This is a genomic window from Pectobacterium carotovorum, assembly GCA_016415585.1.
GTDB lineage: Bacteria > Pseudomonadota > Gammaproteobacteria > Enterobacterales > Enterobacteriaceae > Pectobacterium > Pectobacterium carotovorum_K.
The window spans coordinates 4522039-4547175 of the sequence record CP066552.1 but is presented as its reverse complement, the minus strand read 5'-3'; the positions used below and the strand labels follow the sequence as shown (position 1 = coordinate 4547175).

Annotated in this window: 19 protein-coding genes and 1 pseudogene; 15 read left to right on the top strand and 5 right to left on the bottom strand. The window is 52.4% G+C overall.

Features of this window, described 5'->3' with window-relative positions; genetic code table 11:
• The first annotated feature begins 235 nt into the window (after nt 1–235).
• The 6 genes from ugpB (at nt 236) to JFY74_20260 (ending at nt 6308) form a co-directional block, all read left to right on the top strand.
• The gene (ugpB, locus tag JFY74_20285; protein ID QQG28347.1) at nt 236–1570 is read left to right on the top strand and encodes a sn-glycerol-3-phosphate ABC transporter substrate-binding protein UgpB; all 1335 of its coding nucleotides are present in this window, start codon (nt 236–238) and stop codon (nt 1568–1570) included.
• A gap of 72 nt (nt 1571–1642) precedes the next feature.
• A complete protein-coding gene (gene ugpA / locus JFY74_20280; protein ID QQG28346.1) occupies nt 1643–2530 on the top strand; it encodes a sn-glycerol-3-phosphate ABC transporter permease UgpA in 888 nt (295 codons plus the stop codon).
• 12 nt (nt 2531–2542) lie between these two features.
• The gene (ugpE, locus tag JFY74_20275; GenBank protein ID QQG28345.1) at nt 2543–3388 is read left to right on the top strand and encodes a sn-glycerol-3-phosphate ABC transporter permease UgpE; all 846 of its coding nucleotides are present in this window, start codon (nt 2543–2545) and stop codon (nt 3386–3388) included.
• 25 nt (nt 3389–3413) lie between these two features.
• Nucleotides 3414–4487 carry a sn-glycerol-3-phosphate import ATP-binding protein UgpC gene (locus tag JFY74_20270; protein QQG28344.1) on the top strand — a complete coding sequence of 358 codons (1074 nt, stop codon included), beginning with the start codon at nt 3414–3416 and terminating at the stop codon, nt 4485–4487.
• Nucleotides 4487–5236: a glycerophosphodiester phosphodiesterase gene (gene ugpQ, locus JFY74_20265; GenBank protein ID QQG28343.1), complete on the top strand. Its 750-nt coding sequence runs from the start codon at nt 4487–4489 to the stop codon at nt 5234–5236. Before JFY74_20270 ends, ugpQ begins: the two co-directional genes overlap by 1 nt.
• Before the next feature lie 115 nt (nt 5237–5351).
• Nucleotides 5352–6308 (top strand): AEC family transporter, encoded by a 957-nt coding sequence (locus JFY74_20260; protein QQG28342.1) that lies wholly within the window; start codon nt 5352–5354, stop codon nt 6306–6308.
• Between the two features lie 13 nt (nt 6309–6321).
• Here JFY74_20260 and JFY74_20255 read toward each other — a convergent pair whose 3' ends face one another.
• Nucleotides 6322–6618, bottom strand: coding sequence for a hypothetical protein (locus tag JFY74_20255; GenBank protein ID QQG28341.1), 297 nt, complete (start codon nt 6616–6618; stop codon nt 6322–6324).
• A gap of 196 nt (nt 6619–6814) precedes the next feature.
• Here JFY74_20255 and JFY74_20250 point away from each other — a divergent pair, with 196 nt between their 5' ends.
• Entirely contained in the window at nt 6815–7279 is a 465-nt protein-coding gene (locus JFY74_20250; protein ID QQG28340.1) for a tRNA (cytidine(34)-2'-O)-methyltransferase, read from the top strand.
• Between the two features lie 10 nt (nt 7280–7289).
• Here JFY74_20250 and JFY74_20245 read toward each other — a convergent pair whose 3' ends face one another.
• The 4 genes from JFY74_20245 to cpxR form a co-directional block, all read right to left on the bottom strand.
• Nucleotides 7290–8090 (bottom strand): DUF3142 domain-containing protein, encoded by an 801-nt coding sequence (locus JFY74_20245; GenBank protein ID QQG28339.1) that lies wholly within the window; start codon nt 8088–8090, stop codon nt 7290–7292.
• Nucleotides 8060–10234: a hypothetical protein gene (locus tag JFY74_20240; GenBank protein QQG28338.1), complete on the bottom strand. Its 2175-nt coding sequence runs from the start codon at nt 10232–10234 to the stop codon at nt 8060–8062. Before JFY74_20240 ends, JFY74_20245 begins: the two co-directional genes overlap by 31 nt.
• Nucleotides 10235–10426: 192 nt before the next feature.
• On the bottom strand, nt 10427–11797 hold the full coding sequence (cpxA, locus tag JFY74_20235; protein QQG28337.1) for an envelope stress sensor histidine kinase CpxA: 1371 nt from the start codon (nt 11795–11797) through the stop codon (nt 10427–10429).
• Entirely contained in the window at nt 11794–12492 is a 699-nt protein-coding gene (gene cpxR, locus JFY74_20230) for an envelope stress response regulator transcription factor CpxR (GenBank protein ID QQG28336.1), read from the bottom strand. Before cpxR ends, cpxA begins: the two co-directional genes overlap by 4 nt.
• A 153-nt stretch (nt 12493–12645) precedes the next feature.
• Here cpxR and cpxP point away from each other — a divergent pair, with 153 nt between their 5' ends.
• From cpxP to JFY74_20190, 8 genes and pseudogenes are all read left to right on the top strand, one after another.
• Nucleotides 12646–13170: a cell-envelope stress modulator CpxP gene (cpxP, locus tag JFY74_20225; protein ID QQG28335.1), complete on the top strand. Its 525-nt coding sequence runs from the start codon at nt 12646–12648 to the stop codon at nt 13168–13170.
• Nucleotides 13171–13408: 238 nt separating this feature from the next.
• A pseudogene (locus tag JFY74_20220) lies at nt 13409–13489 on the top strand (hexulose-6-phosphate synthase).
• Nucleotides 13486–13848: a type II toxin-antitoxin system HicB family antitoxin gene (locus JFY74_20215; protein QQG28334.1), complete on the top strand. Its 363-nt coding sequence runs from the start codon at nt 13486–13488 to the stop codon at nt 13846–13848. The pseudogene JFY74_20220 and the gene JFY74_20215 overlap by 4 nt, the downstream one beginning before the upstream one ends.
• Nucleotides 13849–14106: 258 nt before the next feature.
• Nucleotides 14107–17850 (top strand): DUF4132 domain-containing protein, encoded by a 3744-nt coding sequence (locus JFY74_20210; GenBank protein QQG28333.1) that lies wholly within the window; start codon nt 14107–14109, stop codon nt 17848–17850.
• A 69-nt stretch (nt 17851–17919) separates the two neighbouring features.
• The gene (locus JFY74_20205) at nt 17920–19029 is read left to right on the top strand and encodes an AAA family ATPase (protein ID QQG28332.1); all 1110 of its coding nucleotides are present in this window, start codon (nt 17920–17922) and stop codon (nt 19027–19029) included.
• 184 nt (nt 19030–19213) lie between these two features.
• On the top strand, nt 19214–21766 hold the full coding sequence (locus JFY74_20200) for a 4-aminobutyrate aminotransferase (GenBank protein ID QQG28331.1): 2553 nt from the start codon (nt 19214–19216) through the stop codon (nt 21764–21766).
• The gene (locus tag JFY74_20195; GenBank protein QQG28330.1) at nt 21763–22914 is read left to right on the top strand and encodes a VWA domain-containing protein; all 1152 of its coding nucleotides are present in this window, start codon (nt 21763–21765) and stop codon (nt 22912–22914) included. The genes JFY74_20200 and JFY74_20195 overlap by 4 nt, the downstream gene beginning before the upstream one ends.
• Entirely contained in the window at nt 22911–24983 is a 2073-nt protein-coding gene (locus tag JFY74_20190) for an SWIM zinc finger family protein (protein ID QQG28329.1), read from the top strand. Before JFY74_20195 ends, JFY74_20190 begins: the two co-directional genes overlap by 4 nt.
• The last annotated feature ends 154 nt before the right edge of the window (nt 24984–25137 follow it).

Sequence of the window (25137 nt, the reverse complement as noted above, 5' to 3'; positions counted from 1 at the left end):
TTCGTGTTATTCAAAACGGTAACGTTTTATCCTGCCACTCGAATTATTCAGCATATATCAGAACAAATGCATATTCTGCGTAATGTCGGCTTTGTTGAATAGATGCTTTTTGGTTTTTCTCTGTCATTCTTCCGTCATCTTCCAGTTATTTTTCTGTCATGCGCTCATGTCATGTTTACCTTCGCATAAAAAACGCCGTAATGATGGCGCATTTAATTGATTGCAGGAGACAGGCATGTTCAACAACACCATTCGTAAAACACATGCTATTCGCACCGCCGCGGCGTGTGTGGCATTAGCGCTGATGAGCGCCAGTGCGCAGGCCGCGACAGAAATTCCTTTCTGGCACTCCATGGAAGGCGAATTAGGGAAAGAAGTGAATTCTCTGGCTGACCGTTTTAACAAAGCGCACAGCGATGTAAAAATTGTGCCGGTCTACAAAGGCAACTACGAACAGAATCTGGCTGCCGGGATTGCGGCCTACCGCGCGGGGAATGCGCCCGCCATTTTGCAGGTCTATGAAGTCGGTACGGCGACCATGATGGCAAGTAAAGCCATCAAGCCTGTCTATGAAGTCTTCAAAGAGTCAGGCATTAATTTCGATGAGTCGGTATTTGTGCCGACTGTCTCTGGTTATTACACCGATGCGAAGAGCGGTCACCTGCTGTCGCAGCCGTTTAACAGCTCCACGCCGGTGCTGTACTACAACAAAGATGCCTTCAAGAAAGCCGGTTTAGACCCTGAGCAGCCGCCGAAAACCTGGCAGCAGATGGCTGAGTACACCGCCAAACTGCGTGCTGCTGGGATGAAGTGCGGCTACGCCAGCGGCTGGCAGGGCTGGATTCAGATTGAAAACTTCAGCGCCTGGCATGGTCTGCCAGTTGCGAGCAAGAACAACGGCTTTGACGGCACCGATGCCGTGCTGGAATTCAACAAGCCAACGCAGGTCAAACACATCCAGCTGTTGCAGGACATGAACAAGAAGGGTGACTTCACCTATTTCGGGCGTAAGGATGAGCCGACCGAGAAGTTCTACAACGGCGATTGCGCTATCACCACGGCCTCTTCCGGTTCGCTGGCGAATATTCGCGAACATGCCAAGTTCAACTACGGTGTTGGCATGATGCCGTATGACGCCGATGCGAAAGGCGCACCGCAGAACGCCATTATCGGCGGAGCCAGCCTGTGGGTCATGGGCGGTAAAGATGCTGCGACCTACAAAGGTGTCGCTGAGTTTATGAAGTTCCTGGCCGAGCCAGAAAATGCCGCTGAATGGCACCAGAAAACCGGTTACCTGCCGATCACCACGGCAGCGTATGAGCTGACGCAGAAGCAGGGCTTCTATGAGAAAAACCCGGGTGCGGATATCGCTACGCGTCAGATGTTGAACAAGCCACCGTTGCCGTTCACCAAAGGTCTGCGTTTAGGCAACATGCCGCAAATTCGTACCGTTGTGGATGAAGAATTAGAAAGCGTATGGACAAATAAGAAGACGCCACAGCAGGCGTTGGATAGCGCGGTAGAACGCGGTAACGCGCTGCTGCGTCGCTTCGAGCAGTCGACGAAGTAATACCTTTTTGTCGAGTAATATCGGGCCGAAGGGAATCGGCCTGCTTCTTTTCTGTTTGCAATGAGTTACCGCATGACATCATCCCGCCCCGTTTTTCGTAGCAGCTGGTTGCCCTATGTGCTGGTGTTGCCCCAACTGCTGATTACCGTGATTTTCTTTATCTGGCCTGCTGGTCAGGCGCTGTGGTATTCGGTGCAGAATCTGGATCCGTTTGGGCTATCCAGCGAATTTGTCGGCATGGAAAACTTCAGACAGCTGTTCAATAACCCTTACTACCTTGATTCGTTTTACACCACGCTGATATTCAGCTTTCTGGTGGCAGGGTTTGGCATGCTGATTTCACTCTTTCTGGCCGCGCTGGTGGACTACGTGATCCGTGCCAGCCGCCTTTACCAGACGCTGATCATCCTGCCGTATGCCGTGGCACCTGCTGTCGCTGCCGTGCTGTGGATGTTTCTGTTTAACCCCGGACTGGGGCTGATTACCCATTTTCTCGGGCTGCTGGGCTATACGTGGAACCACGCACAGCACAGCGGTCAGGCGATGTTTTTAGTCGTACTGGCGTCGGTCTGGAAGCAGATTAGCTATAACTTCCTGTTCTTCCTCGCCGCGCTGCAATCCATTCCCCGCTCTCTGGTGGAAGCGGGCGCGATTGATGGTGCTGGCCCCGTGCGGCGCTTCTTCAATCTGGTGCTGCCGATGATCTCGCCGGTGAGTTTCTTCCTGCTGGTCGTCAATCTGGTGTATGCCTTTTTCGATACCTTCCCGATTATCGATGCCGCGACGGCCGGTGGGCCGGTGCAGTCGACGACCACGCTGATCTACAAAATTTATCGTGAGGGTTTCGCAGGGCTGGATCTGTCCAGTTCAGCGGCGCAGTCGGTGGTACTGATGATACTGGTTATCGGGTTGACCGTGATTCAGTTCCGTTTTGTTGAGCGGAAGGTGAACTATCAATGAAGGTCAATAGCAATGATTGAGAATCGTCGCGGGTTAGATATTTTCAGCCACGTCATGCTGATCGTCGGCATTCTCGCCGTCTTGTTTCCGCTGTACGTGGGGTTTGTCGCTGCCACGCTGGATAATCAGGAAGTCTTTCAGGCTCCGATGACGCTCATCCCCGGTTCTCACCTGTGGGAAAACCTGCGTTATATCTGGCTGCACGGCGCGGGCAACAACATCACACCGTTCGGGCTGATGCTGCTTAACAGCTTCGTGATGGCGCTGGCGATCACGGTGGGCAAAATTACCGTATCGATCCTGTCTGCCTACGCCATCGTCTATTTCCGTTTTCCGCTGCGCAACCTGTTCTTCTGGATGATTTTTCTGACGCTGATGCTGCCGGTGGAAGTGCGTATTTTCCCGACGGTGGAAGTGATCGCGCGGCTGGACATGATGGACAGCTACACCGGTTTAACGCTGCCGCTGATGGCCTCGGCGACCGCGACCTTCCTATTCCGCCAGTTCTTTATGACGCTGCCGGATGAGCTGATGGAAGCGGCGCGTATCGACGGTGCCAGCCCGATGCGCTTCTTCTTCGACATGGTTTTGCCACTGTCGAAGACCAATCTGGCGGCGCTGTTTGTGATCACGTTCATCTACGGCTGGAACCAGTACCTGTGGCCGCTGCTGATTGTCAGCGATGCCAGTTTGGGCACCGCAGTCGCCGGGATTAAAAGCATGATTGCCTCCGGCGATGGAGCCACCCAGTGGAATCAGGTAATGGCGGCCATGCTGCTGACCATGTTGCCCCCGCTGCTGGTCGTGCTACTGATGCAGCGCTGGTTCGTTCGCGGTCTGGTCGACAGCGAAAAATAAATCGAGACGAATTTCGGAAACGCTTATGGCATGTTTAAAACTTCAGGCCGTCACCAAGTCTTACGATGGCAAAACACAGATTATCCAACCCATCGATCTGGACGTCGCGGACGGCGAGTTCGTCGTGATGGTCGGCCCGTCAGGCTGTGGTAAATCGACGCTGCTGCGCATGGTGGCAGGCCTCGAACGCACCACCAGCGGCGATATCTATATTGATAACCAGCGGGTCACCAATCTGGAACCGAAAGATCGCGGTATTGCGATGGTGTTCCAGAACTATGCGCTTTATCCCCATATGAACGTATTCGACAATATGGCTTACGGCTTGAAAATCCGTGGCTTCGGTAAGGCGCAGATTCGTGAGCGCGTGGAAGACGCAGCGCGTATTCTGGAACTGATGCCGCTGCTGCAACGCAAGCCGCGTGAACTATCGGGCGGTCAGCGTCAGCGCGTGGCAATGGGACGGGCGATTGTGCGTGAACCGGCGGTGTTCCTGTTTGACGAACCGCTGTCGAATTTGGACGCCAAACTGCGCGTACAGATGCGGCTCGAATTACAGCAACTGCACCAGCGCCTGAAAACCACCAGCCTGTACGTCACGCACGATCAGGTCGAAGCCATGACGCTGGCACAACGCGTCATTGTCATGAACAAAGGTATCGCCGAGCAAATCGGCGCGCCGGCTGATATTTATCGCCGCCCGGCATCGCTGTTTGTGGCCAGCTTTATTGGCTCACCGGCCATGAACCTGTGGTCAGGTCGCATTAGCGATGACGGCTGCCGCTTTGAAATCGGCCAAGACATTGCGCTGGAGCTGCCTGAACCGAAGCCGCAATGGCGTGGTAAAGCATTGACGCTCGGGGTTCGACCAGAGCATATTCAACTGGCGACGCGTGAAACTGGCGGGATTCCGTTGCAGATTTCAACACTCGAACTGTTGGGGGCGGACAATTTAGCGCACGGCAAGTGGGGCGGGCAGAACGTGATTGCGCGGCTCTCTTATGAGCACTGCCCTGCGATTGGCTCGACGCTCTGGCTGCACTTACCGACGTCATCATGGCACCTGTTTGATTCGCAAAGCGGATTACGGATGGAATAATGGAAACACTCTGGCCTTACCCGAGCATTGTCGCCCATCGCGGCGGCGGTTCACTGGCACCGGAAAACACGCTGGCGGCGATTGATGTCGGTGCCAGCCTCGGTCACAAGATGATCGAATTTGACGCCAAGCTGTCGCAGGACGGCCAGATTTTCCTCCTACACGACGACACGCTTGAGCGCACCAGCAACGGCTGGGGTATTGCCGGGGAACTGCCGTGGGACAAGCTGGTCGGGCTGGATGTCGGCGGCTGGTACGGTCATAAATTTGTCGGTGAACGCCTGCCGCTGCTATCGGAAGTAGCAAAACGCTGTGTGCAGTACGGCATGGCGGCTAACATCGAAATTAAACCCACCACCGGATATGAAGCAGAAACCGGACGGGTGATTGCGCTGGCGGCGCGTCAGCTGTGGGCCGACCATCCGGCCGCGCCGCTACTGTCATCATTCTCTATCGATGCGCTTGAAGCGGCGCAACAGGCCGCACCGGAACTGCCGCGCGGGCTGTTGTTGGATGAGTGGGAAGAGGACTGGCTGGCGTTAACGCAGCGTTTGGGATGCGTGTCCATTCACCTGAATCACAAACTGCTGACGGCAGAACGCGTCGCGGATCTGAAAGCCGCCGGTTTGCGCATTCTGGTTTATACCGTCAACCAACCCGATCGCGCGCAAACTTTGCTGGATTGGGGCGTTGACTGTATCTGTACTGACCGGATAGATTTAATCGGGGCAAACTTCGTGACCGGCTGAGGTCTGCCTCTATACCCGTCATACTTCAAGCTGCGGCGATGTTGATATTGCTGCAAGAAAATATAATGCGGGGACCTTCTTTCTGACTTGGTGCCGGTAATAAGGAAGTGGCTTCATGCCCGCATTTATTGTTTCGCTTTGGCACCAGATTTTTCTGTCATTACCCCTCTTTGTTCTTATCGCGCTCGGCTATAGCCTGATTCGCTACGGTAAATGGCCGACCACCGTGACCGATGGCATGACGCGCTTTGTCTTCTCCGTTGCCATGCCCGCCATGCTGTTCCGTCTGATGTCGGATTTTTCCAAACGTCCGGTGGTGGATGCCCGACTGCTGATCGCCTTTTTCGGCGGCTGCCTGCTGGTGTTTGTCCTAGGCCGCATCGTGGCGCGCAAAGTCTTTCATCTTGATGGCGTCTCCGGCTCGCTGTTTGCGCTGAGCGGCATCTTCTCCAACAACGTGATGCTGGGGCTGCCGATTGCTACGCTGATGCTGGGTGAAGAGGCGATCCCGTCGGTCGCGCTGGTGGTGGTGTTTAACGGGCTTATTTTGTGGACGCTGGTGACGGTGTCGGTGGAATGGGCGCGTAATGGGGCGCTGTCGCTACAGGGCTTTACCAAAACCGCGCTGGGCGTGCTGAAGAACCCGCTGATTATTGGCATTCTGTCCGGGACCTTATTCAGCCTGACGGGCCTGCCGCTGCCGTCGTATGTCGATCAGCCGCTTGCCATGCTGGGACAGATTGCCGCACCGCTGTCGCTGGTAGCGCTGGGAATGGGGCTGGCGGAATACCGCGTGCGTGACGGCTGGCAGATCAGCACGGCGATTTGTACGATCAAACTGCTGGTACAGCCGCTGGTGATCTGGGGAATTGCTATCGCGCTCGGCCTGCCGGAAATGGAAACGCGTGCGGTCGTGTTGCTGGGGTCGATGGCGGTGGGCGTCAACGTCTATCTGATGTCGCGCCAGTTCGATGTGCTGGGTGGCCCGGTGGCATCAAGCCTGCTGCTATCAACGGCGATGGCGGCGTTAACCACGCCGTTGATTTTAACGCTGATGGGTGTGCGGCTATAAGGCCGCCATCGCATCAGGGATTCTGCTTAATTGGCGGTGGCGGCGTGGTTCTCTGTGACCGCTGTAAATCCTGCTGTAGCTGCTGCTGGCGTTGTTGCTGCAACTGCTGGTTGCGCTGCTGGAGCTGATTATTCAACTGCTGTTGCTGTAATTTCTGGTTCTGCTGCATATTTTGCTGCAACTGTTTCTGGCTGCTGATTCCGCTCTCAAACTGCTGCTGAGGCGTGGGCGCTTGCGGCGTATTGGCACTTGCCAGAAGCGGCAGGCCGAGCAGGGCAGCACAGGCCAATAGTGTCTTAGGGTGTTTCATTAAACCTCCACACAGGCCGTATGCCCGCATCGTGTTTTCATCAGCACATTATCCTGATGTATTCACTTAAGTGTAATCGCTGCGGATGAAAACGTCGTGCAGAGTAATCCGCAATCCTGCGTGCACAGGTTTTGGGCTGCCCCGTGGGAATGCGTTATACTGCGGCGGAATTTTTCTTCGTGGTTGACGCTATCTCATGTTCCATATCGCGCTCTATGAGCCTCAAATTGCACCGAACACTGGCAATATTATCCGACTGGCGGCCAACAATGGCTGTACGCTTCATTTGATTGAACCGCTGGGTTTTGATTTTGAAGAGAAAAAGCTGCGCCGTGCGGGGCTGGATTATCACGATCTGGCGAACGTCAGCCGTCATAAAAACTATCAGGATTTTCTGGCTGCGGTTCCCGGCAAACGCATCTTCGCCTGTACCACCAAAGGCAGCCGTCCCTACGATCAGCCGACCTACCAGCCAGATGATGTATTGCTGTTTGGATCGGAAACGTCCGGCCTGCCAGACGAGATACGTAACGGCTTTGAGTCGGATTTCCGTATCCGCATTCCCATGCAGTCTAATAACCGCAGCCTGAATCTGTCCAATGCCGTGGCGATCATTAGCTATGAAGCCTGGCGGCAAAATGGTTTCGGCGGTTGCCTGTAGCTATTGCTTGCTACAGCCTGCCGTTGGCGGATTTTTTCAGGGGCGGATTCACCAGAAACACCACTTCCCCGCGATAATACGGTGAAGTGGCAAGGCGCTGCTGCCACTGCGGTTCCCACTTGCCGTGTTGCACTAGCCCGACCCGGAAAGGCAGGGTCAGCTTCATCAGCGCGGGCAGGTACTCGGCGTAATTGGTAATAGTGTTGCGTCCCTGATAGGTCTGCACCACCACTTCATCCAGCTTGCCCTGTAAGCGGTTCAACGCCGACACATCCCCAGTTTTCGACCAATCGAGCAGCCCTGTAATACTGAGCTGACAATCTTCGGGTAAACGCTCGCGTAATTGCGTCAGAAACGCGACATAGCCTGCCAACTGATAGCTTTTCGCATCAAAATCGATCTGAATCCCAGCAACTTGATTCCCCTGACGCTGCCACTTTTCCCGTAACTTTAGTATCCGGTTCAGGTGGCGATCGGAAAGCTCCAGCGTGGTCATGCGGAAAGCCAGCCAGACGCGGTTAACGCGCAATTGGCTGGGCGGAATCCCCTGACGCAGGAACACGACTTTACCCTGGCGGCGCGCCACTTCACCCTGATGCAGGTACAGCGTTTGTGCCTGATGCAGAATTGGCTGGGGTCGCACTGCCGCCCATAGCCAGAAGTCCTGATAGCGCGTCGCGTCGACGATGGGGGACGCCGTGTTGATGGTTGAAGGTGCAACGTTAACGGAAGCGGCCTGCGTACAGAACGAGAACAGGCCGGCCAACACGATTAACGGCGTTACCAGTAATAATCGAGCTTGTCTGCCCACACGCTGCCTTTGTACTTGGTTTTCAGTTGGGTAAACCAGGCTTTGCGGGTTGCCTTGCTGATGTCCTGTGGGCCACAGTCGTTATAGCCGCTTGGCGCATAGCAGTTGACCGCGCGATACAGGGCATAGGTTTTGTCTTCCGGCGGCGCTTTCGGGTCGGCAATCACCCGCATGTAACCATCCAAACGGTTATATTCGGTACCGACGAACTGCGTTGGCGCGTTGGTGAGTCCGCTCAACATACTGCCTTCACCCCAGTCGAAGCCTACGCTGTTGTTGGTGCGCAGGAAAAATTCGCCGAGGCAGTTAATCGAACGAGCGTCATTAGGGCGTTGATTTAGCGTCGTGACCACGTCATTCAGCGCCGGGCACTGATAGTCTTCTTCGGTGTCGCTGCCGTCCCAGTCAAATGCTGTTAAATCTTCCTGATTCCAGCTTTGGTTTTCGCTGCTGACCAGCGGCGCGATGTCTTTCCTCAACTGAACATCTTTGAGATAGCTGGCGTAATCACCGTGGGTTAGCGACTTGGTTAACAGCGTATGCAGCGCGATAGCACGTTCTTCAAGGGTTTGCTGCGGGCCAGTTTGCTGACGCAATAGCTCGGCGTTGGCACTAACTTTCAGCACGGCGGAACGGAAACGCAGGTTTTTCACCGAGCTGTCGGCGGCGAAGATCCGCTCTGGATGACCCGCCTTGACCAGCGTTTCCGCTAGCGCAAGTTGCAGGAACTGATTTTGTGTGTACCCCGTATTGCGCGTTAGCAACTGACGCCAGTGCGCTTCCGCCTCATCCCAGCGCTCCAGACGCACCAGCGCCCGACCGCGTAAGACTTGCAGGCTGAAACGTACGGTATCGGTCAGATCTTTCGCCTGTGTTGCGGGAACGCTGTTAACCACGGCGGCGTAATCTTTTTGACCATAAAACAGCTGTGCCGCCTGAAGGTAGCTGAACGCATCCTGCATGTTACCTTGCTCAAACAGCGGCTTCTGTGCGGCCAGTTCGTCAACGGATAAGGCGGGCAGCGCCAGCCAGCCTTCATCGGAACGCAAGCGCTTGAGATCTTGCACCATCGTCAACGGCGCGCTTTCTGGTGCACTGGTGAACTGCCGATTTTCCAGCAGCTTGTTGTCGATCTCGTCGCTCAATTCAAGGAGGGTTTCGACGTCAGCGGTGTTGTTCAACTCGTGTTGGTACGTTTTCGCTAAGGCATTCACATCGTCCAGAATCCAGTAAGCGCGGCGGTAAAGCCCGTTAGCGGACTCGATGTATTGCCCGTCTGGATACTGTTTCAGATAGTCGCCAATATGCTGAACGGCCAGCTGTGCAGCCGCTTTATCGGCTTTACTGGCATCAAACATGTTGTATTCATCGAGCGCGTTTTCCATCGCTTTATTGATCGCCACGCGAATCAACATATAGCGCGAGGTTTCCGCCACCCATGGCTGCGATGAAGACGTTAACGCCTCAAAGCCGCTTTCCGCCTCATCAAAGTGACCCTGATAAAACGCCAAAACCGCGAACAGATACTGCATGAGTGCGCCAGCATGCCCTTCGTCCGGTAGTCTTACAAGACCCTCGTTCAGTGCCTCTTTGGTATACAGCGGGTTGAGGAGATTCACCCGCTGATGTGCCAGCAGCGTGCGTTGCTCATTGGTAAGCTGTGTGTCAGCCAGCAGGACATCGAAAAATGCTTCCAGCGTGGAGAGCGCATTGGAAATATGGCGTCCTTCGTTATCGTCAGGCGAAAACGTGGAGATCGTGCCCTGAACGGCTAAAGGAAGGTTAAGCTGCTTCGCTTTATTCAGCGTTGAAAGGTAAGGCGCATCTGCCGTGATATCCTCCGCTGAACCTGACGAAGGAACCTCTTCCGTGGCCGCAATTCCCATGACCCGGTAGGCTGTGAAAGGGTCGATACGTGAACGCGTTTGATCGGGTAAAGGATGGGGTAACGGAAGCGACATGTTGTGGAGACGGCTTTGCAGCAACATCAGGTTAGCACGCGTGTCGTTGCCCGGCTGCAAATAGGGCAGGGCGGACACGCCACATTCGGAGTCGGAAAAGCCGCACACTCCATCGCTGGAACTGAATGCCTGCCTGCTCATTAACGCGGTCAGTACGCCAGCCAGCAGCGTTACTCCTTTCATGGTTTGTATCCTTCATTCAACACGGGTCTTGCCTGTTTTCGGCATGAGTGGCGATCACTCTACGCAATCGCCTAAAAAACTCAATCCAGTATAACCTTGAGAAGATAAACAGAAAGTGACAGGTGCCCATGTCGGGCACCTGAGAGCGCGTTATAGAAGGAAACGTCGGTGGCGGGAAAACTCTTGCTTGATTTACCGCTGATGCAACGGCAGCCAGATGATCAGTCGTAATCCGCCCAGTGGACTGTCTTCCGCTTTTACCCAGCCTTTGTGCTGTGTAATGGCGGTTTCCACGATGGCGAGCCCTAAACCGCTGCCGCCGGATTCGCGGTCACGCGCTTCATCCGTACGGTAGAAGGGGCGGAAAATCTGTTCGCGATCTTCCGGGCTCACGCCGGGGCCATCGTCATCCACTTTGATGGTGATGCCCTGATTATCCACCGAGAAGGCCACTTCGATGTGGTTGTGAGAATAACGCAGCGCGTTGCGCACGATATTTTCCAGCGCACTGTCGAGCGAGGCTGGGTTGCCAAAGAGCGTCCACGGCCCCGGAGGATAGGGCACTTCCAGCGTTTTCCCCATCTGCTCGGCTTCAAAGGCGGCATCGTCTAGTACATTGCCCCACAGTTCATCGGCACGCAGGAACTCACGGGTCAGTTCGTTCTTGTGCTGATTGCGTGAGAGCACCAGCAGATCGTTAATCATGCTGTCGAGCCGCTGCGTTTCCGTCTCGATGCGGTTCAGCTCATTGCCTTCACCCTGACGCCGACGCAGCAGCGCTGTTGCCAGTTGCAAGCGTGTCAGCGGCGTGCGCAGCTCATGAGAGATATCCGACAGCAGACGTTGCTGTGCGGTGACCATCCGCTCCAGTGCGCTGACCATCTGGTTAAAGCTGACGCCCGTCGCCTGAAACTCCTGCGGTCCAGACTCCAGCTCAGGATGCTGACGTAAATTGCCTTTGGCAACTTCGTCGGCAGCGTGTTTGAGCTTACGTGCGGGTTTCGCCAGACTCCAGGCAAGCCAGAGCAGCAGCGGTGAACTGATCAGCATGGTAAAGATGAGCAGCAGCAAAGGACGGTCAAACAGCAGACTAATGAAATCGGACTGCGGGCTGCTGGCAGGGCGAATCAGATAAAGCTGGTAGTTGTCATCACCATCGCGGATCGCAAAGGGGCCAAGAAGCTCAATGCGGCCGTAATTTTTCTTTTGCGGATGATCGGCGTTATCCGACAGCCCGATAAAATTACGCACAATCGGGGTTTCATGCTTTTCTACGCCGAAGATCCGGCCTTCACTGGTGACCAGAAAAAGGCGCTGCCCCGGCGGAGCCCACTTCTCCAATACCCAGAACAGCCGTAGCCACCAGCGCAGATCGTTGGCTGGCGTGTTGGCGAGGTCCGCTTCAATGTGCTGTTCCAGCATGATGCCCTGCCGCTGCTCGTTTTCCAGCAAAGCGGTAAGCTGGCGCGAGTCCAGCTTGGGCACCATCAGAACCAGCATGAGTACCAGCGCCAGCGTTAACCAAAAAATGGCAAAAATACGAGCGGTCAAACTATTGATCATGCAGCCGATACCATCAAATAGCCTCGTCCACGCAGCGTTTTAAACCAAGGCAGACCGTCCTTGCGCTCTGGCAATTTACGTCGCAGGTTCGAGATATGCATATCGATCGCGCGGTCAAACGGTGTCAGCCGTTTCCCTAGCACTTCCTGACTTAAATGCTCGCGGGAAACCACCTGTCCCAGCCGCTGTGCCAGCAGATAGAGCAGCGTGAATTCGGTGCCCGTCAGATCCAGCACGATATCGTCGAAGCTGGCTTCCTGCCGTCCGGGGTTCAGACGCAGGCCATCGACTTCCAACGTCGGCGCGCTGTTATCGCCTGCCTGCTGTTGATCGGTCCAGTTGGAACGGCGGAGAATCGCGCGAATTCGCGCCACTAGTTCCCGGTCGTTAAAGGGCTTCGGCAGATAATCATCAGCACCCAGTTCCAAGCCAAGAACGCGGTCTAATTCACTGCCGCGGGCGGTCAGCATAATGACCGGTGTTTGATGCTGCTGTCGTAGTTCTTTTAATGTATCGATACCGTTTTTCTTCGGCATCATCACATCCAGTAATAACAGGTCAATGGTGTTATCTAATATCTGTAACGCCTGCTCGCCGTCGTAGGCGACAACGACGTTAAAACCTTCCATTTCGAGCAATTCTTTCAGTAAAGCGGTCAGCTCTCTATCGTCATCAACCAGCAGAATTTTATTCATGTTTTCTCTACCTCCAAGGGCAAAATACGACATAGATTAGCGCTATTCCATGACTTTACGTAGTTTTACATCCTCTGACGGATGTTTGCAGCAAGATGCGTAGACTCCTGTTCATTGATTCACAAAATGACGTACCGCTCTGGAGAGTTATTGATGCAACAGTTCGCAACCTTATCTCTTGCTTCACTGCTTATGTTAGGCACTTTTACCGCCTTTGCAGCAGAAAGTGGAGACGCCCCGGCGAGCGGCTGGCATATCGATGATTCCGCCACAAAAGGCGCACCCGGCCAGCAAGGTATGTTCGATGGCGTGAGGCTGACTGAGCAACAGCGTCAGCAAATGCGTGATTTGATGCACCAAAGTCGTCAGGACAAACCGGCGTTTAATGCCGAAGATGTTAAAGCCATGCATAAGCTGGTGACGGCAGAAACGTTTGATGAAGCGGCGGTGCGAGCGCAGATAACCCGAATGATGAGTGTGCAGCTTGAGCGTCAGATTCAGATGACCCGAGTGCGCAACCAAATGTATAACCTGCTGACGCCAGCGCAGAAAGAGATACTAGAGCTGAAGCATAAGCAACGCATGAAAGAGATGCAGCAGCAGATATCCATGTTTAACCAGATGGCCGCGCCAGCACCAGGCACGACAAGCCATACCGAGACAAAGAATCCCGAGTAGTAGCGCTAGTGTAGTAAGTAGTCTGTAGGAAATGTAGTGCAGTCCGAGTAGTAATGTGTAGTAGGTACACACCCTGTTTTTCCTTGCCATAGACACCATCCCTGTCTTTTTGCCCTCCATGATGGAGGGCTTTTTTTTGGGATTTTTTAAAGCAGATAGCGTGCTTTGACTTCATTATTTGACTTCATATTTGCGGTGTCTATACTGACTTCAGTAAATGACATCATGGAATCGGTGTCCTCATCCGTCACCGGATACTGATAAAGGTGCACTGGTTAGCCTGCGTGAATGGCTGGAAAGTATAGGAGTAAAACCATGACGAAAGCACTCAACACACCAAATACGATGGTTGTTTCTGGACAACCGGCCATTATCAGTTACGTACCGGAAATGGGTATGTTTCGTGGTAAGTTTATTGGTTTATCTGGCTACTGTGATTTTGTCGCTGACAGTATTAATGGTTTGAGAAGCGAGGGTGAAATTTCGCTACGCGAATATCTGGAAGACTGTCAGGAAAATGGCATCGAACCTTACGAGCGTGAAGAGAAGGTGAAAACATTCACCCTCCGTTACCCTGAGTCATTCGGGGAACGACTGACCATTGCGGCCGCTGAACGTCACATTTCAGTGAATACGTTTATTGTTGAAACGCTTAGCGAACACCTGAAACAGGCTTGACAATATCCCGCTTCGGCGGGTTTTTTATCTAAAAATAGCCACGTAATTTCTGATGTTTTCATTAATATTGCGATATTTTCAACCAATTCTATTTTCACCTAAAATTTTGGATAAGATTCAAATAAATTGGATTTATTCACTATATAAATCACAATAAGCGAAATTAAAATTTGTAAAAAAAGATGAATTTTGAAATTGAGAATAATCACAAATCATGTTAAAAAATTACTGTTTATCTATACATAACCAGGTGCTGACATGATAAAAAAATTATTCGATCTGTTGCCGATTTTTGGTGACAAGAAAGTAACGCCGACGGAAAATCTGTTGCAAGAATCTCTCTTACCGCTTGCAGAACTTGATAAAACGTTGCCGAAGAAAATATTTCATTATGTCATGACGGGCACCGAACCTGAGGTTCTTTATGCCTTAAATCAGTTAGATTCTGATAAAACAATCGTCCTTCTGGACAAGCCGGGTTCGGTTGACTGGTACTATGTTCAAAATAATAGTTTTAATTCCAGTGAATATAGTAAAATAATCAGGCAGGCAAGGAATGCACGTTATAAACTCTATTCCATGGTAGGCCAAGGGTTAACAAACGAACAAACGGTACGCTTTGCGAAAGTATTAGCTGCGGCATGTCAGAATAAAAATATAAAAATAATAACTGACGAAGTACCAAATTGGATGGTTTATTTGCTCTGTGATGCGCTGGTCACTACGTTGAAAAGCACATCTAATGAAAAGCTTAAATTAAAGCACCGTGCTGACTGGAGTGTTCAACTTCTCGCTGACCTGGTTGCTAGTGAACAGCATGATGAGAAAGGCGAGAATATTTTATTTGCTATTTTTGATCGGAAGGAAATAGGCGAATACTATAGCTCGGAGTTAGCGCTTTTCTTTGAACTCCCTGATTTGCAGACATACATCGAAAGTCATGCACAGTTTGTCCGCACGACGCTAGTGGACAAACTTTCTGCACTCGGCCTGATTCAGTTCCTGAAATACTTGTCCGATCGTGAAGTGTTGCGTGTTTTTTTCTCAGATGTCATTGTTAAATTAGCAATGGATCAGAAAAAAACGGTGCGCAGCGAAGCTGAACCGCTGCTGAATACGCTTCCCGCTAATGATGTCAAAAAATACCTGAGTGATATCCTATTTAACGGAACGCCAAAACAGCGCTCTCAGGCTGCCGATCTCTTTGCCCGTCAAGGCGAAAATAAAGATATTTTAGAACAGGCGTTACAGTTAGAAAAAAGTAAGGCAGTAATAAAAAGTATCGAAAGTGCTATGACACGTTTTGACGTTGTTGATACGGCACAGGATATGGCACTCCCTGAATTACCCGAACTCACGCTGCTGGTTGATACGCCGTTGCCTGAAAGCGCAAAAGATATTCTTGTCGAAAACCTGATCGAGATGGTGGAAACGGCAAGAATAAATGCGGAAAAAGAAATAGAACAAAATAAATCGAATGCGTACAAATACAAATGGGCGCAAGATCATTATGCTAAATTAAAAAAATTGAATGCTGAGCATTGCCGTTCTTTGGTTGATAAGCTTAATCATGGTAATCATAAATTATCTAGTGAAGATACTAGCATTATTAAATATAAAAAACGTATTACCAATCTTCCTGAATTTACGTTTTACCATGCTATGAGAATTATTTTTGGCAACATGTATGCACATTTCAATCTAAGCACTGCTCGAATAGAACATGAAGCACCCGCTCATATTGTCGCAGGATTGGAATTACGACAAATTGAAGGTGTTTTGCAGGCGCTGGCATGCCCAGAACCTGCACGGATCGCCGCCTCGTTATGTTTAGAGTCTTATAATCATGGGTTGAGGCTATTCCCTAAACCGGAACAGCTCTGGCCTTTTTTCTCTCAACATCCAGACTATATCGCCGAAGCGTTGGGGCTATTGCCGAATAAGAGTGACAGCCAATATCGAAAATTTGAATTGGGTCAGGCCTTTGAGCTGCTTGATAAATTCCCTGCTATTCCCGCGCAGTTTATTCCACGCATTATGGAATTGGCGTTAGGCGAGAATAAAACGTTCCGCGTGAGTGCGCAGAAGTTGCTTGAAAAATTGCCGAACGTGCATGTGAATGCGCAGGAAAGCCTACATTCCGCGAAACAAGAAATCCGTATTACCACGATTGAATGGCTTGCGCGGATAAAACATAAAGACAGCATCGCGCCGCTTTATGCACTGTTAAAAAAAGAGAAGAGAGAAACCGTCCGTGCCGCATTGCTGGCGGCGTTAGAGCAGTTTGGTGAGGATATTTCGCCGTATTTGTCCGAAAAGGTATTGCGTGACGAAGCGTTGAAGGGATTGAAAGCAAGCCCGCCTGCGAGCATGAGCTGGTTTGACTATAACGCGATACCGTCATTGAAATGGGAAAACGGCAAGGCCGTCGATGCCGACATTATCAAATGGTGGATCATTCTGGCGGTGAAATTAAAAATGCCCGCCGGTAACACGTTATTGCAACGCTATGTCGGGTTATTAGCCAAAGAGAGCCAGCATAAGCTGGGCCATTTTGTTTTACATTCCTTCATCACGCAGGATGTAAAAAACCCATCGCTGGAAGACGCGATGCTGGAAGCGCATAAGGATGCGCCCGCACGTTTAAAAACGTATCAGTATTATCTTGAGCGTTACCCTGAGTATTACCAAAAATATGAGCATTACACGCTGGAGCAGGCGGCTGAGGAAATAAAGAATGAAGTCTTGCGGCGCTATTTAGGTTCTGCCATCGCGGATAAAGGTATGTTGGCGTTGATTGGTCGTATCGAGGGCCATGTTGCCGTCTCCGCATTACGCAATTACACGCGTGACCATTATCAGCGTCGTTCACAGATTGAAGCGATGATCAGCGCGATGGCGATTAGCGACGATCCGCTCATTATCCAATTGTTACTCTCACTTTCACGCCGCTACCGTACCGCGGCGATTCAGGAAAAGGCGCGTGAGTTAGTCAAAGAGATTGCCGACCGCAATGGCTGGAGCGCGGATGAGCTGGCCGACCGCACGATCCCTACGGCGGGGTTGGATGAAACGGGCACGCTGGTGCTGGAATACGGAGAGCGGATCTTTACCGCACGCATGGACAGCAAACAGAAGTTGGTGCTCCTGAACCCGGAAGGGAAAGAGATTAAAGCCCTGCCTGCGGCGCGTAAAACGGATAACGAAGAGCAGATAAAAGAAGCGAAAAAGCTGTTCTCATCGAGCAAAAAAGAGCTGAAACAGGTGATCGACCTGCAAACCGCACGTTTGTATGAATCGATGTGTGCTCAGCGCCAATGGTCGGGCGAGGACTGGCAGACTTACATCATGGGTCACCCTGTGATGCGTCCGTTAATCGAGCGTCTGGTGTGGCAAGAAGTGAAGGGTGAGCAGGTGCTCAATACCTTCCGGCCGACGGATGACGGTTGCTTACTTAATCTTGAAGACGATGAAGTGGAATTATCGGACGGCACGATGATTCAGCTTGCGCATGCGGCCATTGTCGATAACGAGACGCGTGAAGCCTGGCTCGCGCACTTTAAGGATTATAAAGTGACGTTCTTGTTCTCGCAGATGGTGAACATGCTGCCCGAACTCGATCGTAAACGGGTTGAAATTGAGGATAAAAAAGGGTGGTTGACCGATACGTTCACGTTGCGCGGCGTCTTAACCAAGATGGGATACCAGCGTGCGCCAGCGGAAGATGGCGGATCGTTTAACCATTATTATAAGCATTTCAGTAGCTTGAATGTGTACGTCAATATTGGGTTTAGCGGTAGCTACGTGCCAGAAGAAAATATTCCGGCGGTCTTGTTTGATTTGAGCTTTGAGAAAAATCAGCAAAATTATTGGGATCGCAACAATCTGGCATTACAGGATGTCCCGCCCATTTTACTGGCAGAAAGCTATGCCGATTACCTGAAAGCCGCAGAAGCCTGCTCGGGATACGATGCCGACTGGGAAAGCAAAACGCCTTGGTAATCCGCTTATGGAGCCAGTACACCTTGTGCTGGCTTCGTTCATTATTTTGTGGCGAACAGAGACACGAACATGGAAAAACACTCACCGACAGCCAACGATGTACTTCGTCAACATGCTGAAATCCGCTTTGCTGATGAATTAGCACGCCTGACTAAAGCGGACGAAAATAACCCGAAGCCGCAGGGTTGGCTGCGTTCACCCCGTGCGGTGCGCCAGTTTATTCTGGGTGACGAGGCCTTAGATATTTCCGCGAAATTTTTTGGCGATAATGCGCTGGTCGATCGGGCGATTGTGACGCTGCTGGGGAAACAGGGATTGATGCTGGTTGGCGAGCCTGGAACTGCAAAATCCATGCTGTCTGAGCTGTTTGCGGCGGCAATATCGGGAGATTCCGGCCTGACCATTCAAGGCACGGCGGGAACGACGGAAGACCATATCAAGTATTCATGGAACTATGCGCTGCTGCTTGCCGAAGGCCCCACCGAGCGCGCGCTTATCGGTTCACCGCTCTATCAGGGGATGATGCAGGGCAGGATTGTCCGCTTTGAGGAAATCACCCGCTGCCCGCCGGAAATACAAGATGTCCTGGTCTCTTTGATGTCTGAAAAACAGCTGATGATTCCTGAAATGGGTGAGCAAGGGCGGATCAGTGCCAAGCCCGGTTTTAACCTGATTGGCACGGCGAACTTGCGCGATCGCGGCGTACATGAAATGTCAGCCGCATTAAAACGGCGCTTTAACTTTGAAACCGTGAGGCCGATTCAAGACCCTGAATTCGAAATTGAGCTTATTCAAACGCAGCTTACGCGTGAACTGGGCGATCTGGCCGCGCTTGTCACCGTGCCACCGAGCGTCATTGAACTGCTGGTGACCACATTTCAGGAACTGCGCTCGGGCAATACGCGCGACGGCGGCAGCATCAAAACGCCTGATGCAGTGATGTCGAGTGCGGAAGCGGTCAACATTGCCTATGCCTCCGCGCTTGAGGCGCATTATCTGGGCGACAGCACGCTGAATGCGGGCGCCATCGCCCGCCAGATTATCGGCGTGGTATTAAAAGATAATCCTGACGATGCAAAACGTATGCGCTACTACGTTGATAACGTGGCGCGAGAAAGGGCAAAAGGCAGCGATGACTGGAAAGCGTTTTATGATGCCTCACGACAGTTTTGGAAGTAAGGCCGTGGCCTAATGCTAGTCACTCTTAAGCCTCATATTAGGAGAAACACAGGGATGAGGTTCCCGCAGGGACACCTCGCCCTGTGGTCGCTCCGTGTATCTCGGCTCTTAAACGATCGGCATTAGGCTGTAGTCCATTGTTACTGATTACTTCACGGACACTTTTTCATGAGGAAACGCGCTGGTGAGTCTCTCGAACATTGTGTTGCCCGCACGGATGGAGCAGGCGCTGGCAACATGGGATTTTTTGCAGTCGCAGCAGATCTATTTTGCGCCGGTTCGCCACCATAGCCCAGCGTGTGCCTATGGTCTGCTGTCATTGATTGATGATATCCAGCCTGATCACATTCTGATTGAGGCACCGGTCAGTTTTAATCACCTGTTGCCCGATTTGCTTCACCCTGACGCGAAACCCCCTATCGCGGTGATGGGACAGGCTGACTTTCAAGCCCGCGAGTCGCAAGAGGGCGAAACGCCGCAAGCGACCACGCGCAGCGCTTTTTTCCCTTTTTGTGACTACTCGCCTGAATGGGTTGCGCTGCATGCGGGGCATCGTCACAACGCGACGCTGCGTTTTATTGATTTGCCGTGGGTTGAACAAATCGCGATTGAGGAACGTCAGAATGACGTCAGCCAGAGCCTGCAAGCGGAACGTTATCTCGCCCACAGCCAGTTTATCTCGGCACTCGCAAAAAAATGCTATTGCCGCGATCACGATGATTTGTGGGAGCATTTATTTGAATTACGTTCGATTGAGGCGCTGACCAACTGGCAACAGCTTTTCCGCGATACGTTAGTCTGGTGTGCATTGGCGCGACTGGACTATGAGCCTCAGGTTTTGGAAGCGGAGGGATCTGCACAGCGTGAGGCGCATATGCTCGCCGCTATCATGCAGGTTCGTGCTGAACATCCAACGGGGAAAATTCTGGTCGTCACCGGCGGTTTTCATTCGCTGGCGCTGCTCGAAGGGCTGTCTCACGACGCTAAATCGTTCAATGCCTTCACGGATGCGGCGAAGAAGCAGTACCAAAAACAGCTGAAGCAGGCGGAAAACGACAGTGCGTGGCTCATCCGCTACAGCTTTGACCGATTAGATGCGCTCAATGGGTATGCCTCCGGTATGCCTGCGCCCGCGTACTATCAGCGAAGCTGGCAGATGCTCATGGCGCAGCGGGGCGATAAAACGGGGCGAGCGCTCACGACGCAGGAACACCGCAATAACATGGGGATGCGTTTTTTGTCTGAAGTTGCCAGCCTGCTCCGCGCTAAATCTTTTGACGATCCCCCCAGCTACATCACGGTAAAAAATGCGGTAGAACAGAGTGTTCGCTTAGCGGCATTGCGCGGGCATGAAGGCCCCGGTCGTTATGACCTGCTGGATGGGCTACAAAGTAGTTTTATCAAAGGCAGCATTGATGATGCGCAAAGCGATCTGTGGCTTGAGATCAAAAAGGCGTTTTCCGGTCATGCGTTAGGGCAAATCCCAGCAGGCAGTGCAACACCTCCGCTGGTTGATGAAACCTATCGGTTAGCGAAATATCACCGCTTTAAACTTGATGATACGCTCGTCAAACTGAGCCGTTTGGATATCTATCGCAACCCGCAGCATCGTGCCCGCAGCCGCTTTCTTCATCTGTTGAGCTTCCTTGAAGTGGGTTTTGCGACGCGCAGTAATGGCCCTGATTTTTTGGGTGGTCACAATCTCGACCTACTATTTGAAGAGTGGCACTATGCGTGGACACCGTCGATCGAAGGGCGATTGATTACGCTCTCGGAGAAGGGAAGCCAGCTCGAAGCGATTGCCATCGATAAATTACTCTATTTGGAAAAGCAGCTAGAGGAACAGGGGCAGAATCGGTCAAGCAAGAATGCGGTGCGTGTGCTGATTCAGGCGGCACTGTTGGGATTACCGTCGCGTGTAGCCGGGCTATTCCGTTTATTGCATGACGATATAAACAACGATTTTCGGTTAAGTTCGCTCGTTGAATGCGGGCATAGCCTGATTCATCTCTGGCGCGGGCGTGACTTTCTTGGCTTACGTAATCAGCCTGAGTTAACTCAGCTGCTGTTTAAGCTGGTTCCACAGACGTTGTTTTGCTTACCGACCATCACCGCGGGTGATGAGTCACAGCAGGAAGAACATTTTACCGCATTGCTTGCCTTGCGTGAGCTGATTGAATTTATGCCTACGCTCGATCCCTCCAGTACCGCCAGTCGCGATTTTTACCACCAATTGCAGCAGATCGCCCCAGCGTTAAAGGACGTGCCTTTGTTAAAAGGGGCGGTTGATGCGCTGCGCTATCTCGGTGATGAAATTGATGAGCAAACGCTTGATGACCATCTATCGAACGTCTTTAGTCAGGGTAGCGACCCTGAGCAGGCGGTTCGCTATTTTGTGGGGTTAATGCGTGCCGCCCCTGAGCTCATTATCAAAACCCCGCGTTTGGTCGATAAGTTAAACGCGCTGATGTCGCAGTGGGATGATGATCGTTTTCTGCACGTGTTGCCCGACCTGCGCTTTGCCTTCAGCCAACTCACGCCGAAGCAGAATGCGACGTTAGCGAACTATATCGCTGAACAATGTGGTTTCTCTGAGCCGGAAATGCATCTTTGGCAAATGGATTTCACGGAGCAGGAGATGCTCCAGACGATGCAGTTAAACCAAAAGCTGAAACAGCAGCTGGCGGAAAACGATTTACTGTCATGGTATGAAAAAGAGAAGGGTGCAGCCCGATGAGTGCGCAAGATCCGCAGTCTGATGATAAAGAAAAAAACGGCAAACGCTGGCGATTGATTCTGGGCCACTATGCCGACGAGGCATTAGGTAAAGCGGCCTTTGACGCACATGACCTGAAAGTCGAGCGTACTCTGGATTATCTCTATCGCCGTGAATATCAGCGTCGTGGGCTTAAGCAGGAAGGAGGACGGCACGGCTCTTTGGATCAGTCTCAGCTAACGGCGGTTAACTGGCTCAATCAGGCGCGTAAATTGTTCCCCAGCAGCACGTTTGAACGAATGCAATCGCAAGCGATTTCACGCTATGAAATCTCGCATTTATTCAACGACCCGCAGGCTCTGCAAGCGATGGAGCCCACGCCCGCGCTCGCTAAGGCGCTATTGAGTTTACGGGGACGGATGAATGAAGAAACGCGTGAGGCGGTGCGCGACATTATTCGCAAGGTGGTCGATGAGATATTACGCACGCTGAGGCCGACGTTTACGAATGCGCTCACCGGTCGCCGTAATCGATTCCGACGTTCACCGATTCCCAGCAGTCAAAATTTCGACTGGCGTGCCACGATTGCAGCCAATCTTAAGCATTTTGATCGTGAGAAGAATCGGCTGGTCATTGAAACACCGCATTTTAATTCACGCATGCAGCGGCATATGCCGTGGGATGTCATTTTGTGCGTCGACCAAAGTGCTTCGATGTCCAGTTCAGTGATGTATGCGGCGGTCTGCGCCAGCATTCTGGCGGCATTGCCTGCGGTACGGGTTTCACTGATTGTATTTGATACACAGGTGGTTGATTTATCGCATCTTGCCCACGATCCGGTTGACGTGCTGATGACGGTGCAACTGGGGGGCGGGACGAATATTGCGAAGGCGATGCAGTACTGTGAGCAGCAAGTACAAAACCCGAAACGCACCATCGTGACGTTAATCAGCGATTTTGAAGAAGGCGGCGCGCTGAATCGCCTGCTCAGCTGCGTGCAACGCATGCACAGTCAGCAGATCACGCTGTTAGGGCTTGCGGCGCTTGATGATGCCGCACAGCCGGTATACGACACCGCAATCGGGCAAAAATTGGCCGATCGCGGCATGCATGTTGCGGCGCTGACGCCGGAGCACTTTGCGCAATGGCTGGCGGAGGTGATGCGATGAGCTGGCAATCCCTTTATCTAAATTATGATGACGATGCGCTGAGCGTTTTTGCGAATGTCGGTTTGCTGCGTCGGGCAAAAAAAGATCTGGCTGGCGACAAAGTGACGCTGGTGACCGATTCTGAGCAAGAAGGGCATTTTGTCAGCGATGGTCAGCAGGTGGTGCTGAATGCGCAGGGAATACAAACCGCGCGGTGCGATTGTCCAGCCTCGGGCTGCTGTAAGCACATTTTGGCGGCGGTGCTGTGGGTACAAGCCCATGCTGAAGGCGGTGCGGAGCAGGCCTCGCCCCTCTCTGAGGAAACCACCGCACCACCAATAGACGTGCTTGCCGAGATCTTACAGCTTGATCCTGAGACGTTAATGAAGCAGGTCGGCAAAGGGCAAACGCGGCATGCCGCGCGATTTGTTCAGATGTGGGCGGAAGAATCGGTGAGGACGGAATCGCTATCCAACCAGCTTAAAATTCACCTGCCGATGCTGGAAAGCCCCGTTATCTATCTGGCTGGAGCGGGATTTGCTGGCATGTTGTCGGATTTCTTGCGGGAGAAGCAGCCTGCCTTGCACCTTGCCGCCATTGCCTGCCTCTTTACCGCCAGTCAGCGCGTCTGGCCGTGGCCAGCGGATTGTCTGACTCAGGAAACACAGGTGCGGGCGCTCCATGCCGATGAACGTACGCTGATTGCTACGCTTAATGCGTTTATCCAGGACATCATGAATCAGGGGTTATCGCACATCAGTAAAAGCAGTGCGCGACAGCTTCACTTGCTGAATATGTCCGCGCGTGCGGAAGGATTGCCTCGGCTGGCGGGCTACCTGCGCAATGTGAGCGGACAGGTCAGTCTATTAGCGGACAGGCATTACAGTCTGGAAGAACGTGATGTGCTGCTGTTCATTGCCCGTCTGTCGGCGTATCTATACCAGCTTGAGCAGGCGACGCCTGAGCGCTTGCTGCACCTGCGCGGGCAGGTACGGCGGCAATATCAACAACAGCCTGAAGCCTTATCGCTTGTACCATTGGGGGCGCAGTGGTGGGTCACCGAAGGCGGTGCGCGCGGTGCCACCTTTTCATTTTGGGATAGTGAAAATCAGCAATTAGTGCACTGTACGCAAGCGCGGGCCGATTACCATGATGTGACGTTTAGCCAGCAGGGCGTGTGGCAGGGGCTGGCGATGTGGAAACAGCTGGGCGAACACATCATGCGCGCTCCCTTTACGCTGCACCACCCGCGTTTTTCTGACGACGGGAAATTGGCCGCAGGCGGCGACAGTTACGCGAATCTTGAGGGCTCGCCGTGGCCTGCCGCCGCTTATGCAAAGTGTAAATCGACGTGCGGCATTGCCGACTGGTCGCAGCTGTTTCACTATTTTGAGCAAGAGAATCAGGATTACCCACAGCCTCTGCTGCTGCATGTAAACCGCTATGAACCTGTCGTCTGGAATGAGGTGGAGCAGCGTGTGGTCTGGCCGGTCTTTGATGACGCGGATAATGCGCTGTATCTGAGCTTAAACTGGGAAAAAACGCAGCATCAGCGCATAGACAGGCTCAAACAGGCCACTCAGCAAAAGTGGGCGATTGTAGCGGTGCTGGTGCAGCCCCGTCGCCGTGGGAATGACATTGATCTCCATCCCTATTCTCTCTTGGTGAGTGATGGCCGCGCGGTGACCGCGTTTTGTTTAGATTTTCAGGCCATCAAGACCAAGAAAACCGTGCCCAGTTTTATTAGCCATATTCAAACGCTATTTGCGGAGAGAAAGCAGCGTAAAACGGCGCAGCGTCCCTTGCCCACGCTGGTACAGCGGGTTTGTCACCCAATTATTGATGTGCTGGACGCGCAGGCCTGCACCGGACGCCGGCATTTAACCTCAACGCAAAGAGAGCAGTTGCAACACAGCATGAAAACGGCCAATGAGCTGGGCTTAACGCTCGTTGAAAACGCGTTGTCGCACTATTTAGCGCAACCCCAGCCGGAAGTGGAGAGCCTGCTGCGGATCGTCTTTCTTTGCGACAGGCTTCAGCGTTTTCAAAACGGGTTACCGATTGTGCTACGCCGGTCTTCAACGGCGTAACGCCATTTTCCCGATAGAAACCGGATACAAAGCAGAGCAAGAAAAGCGCGAAAAAAGACAGCGTAAGGGAGTAGTAAAGCGTAGAATATGAGCACCAAAAATGATGCTCATGAATGTTCCCTTACCTGTCTTCAGGCTTTTGGCTGACATCCTC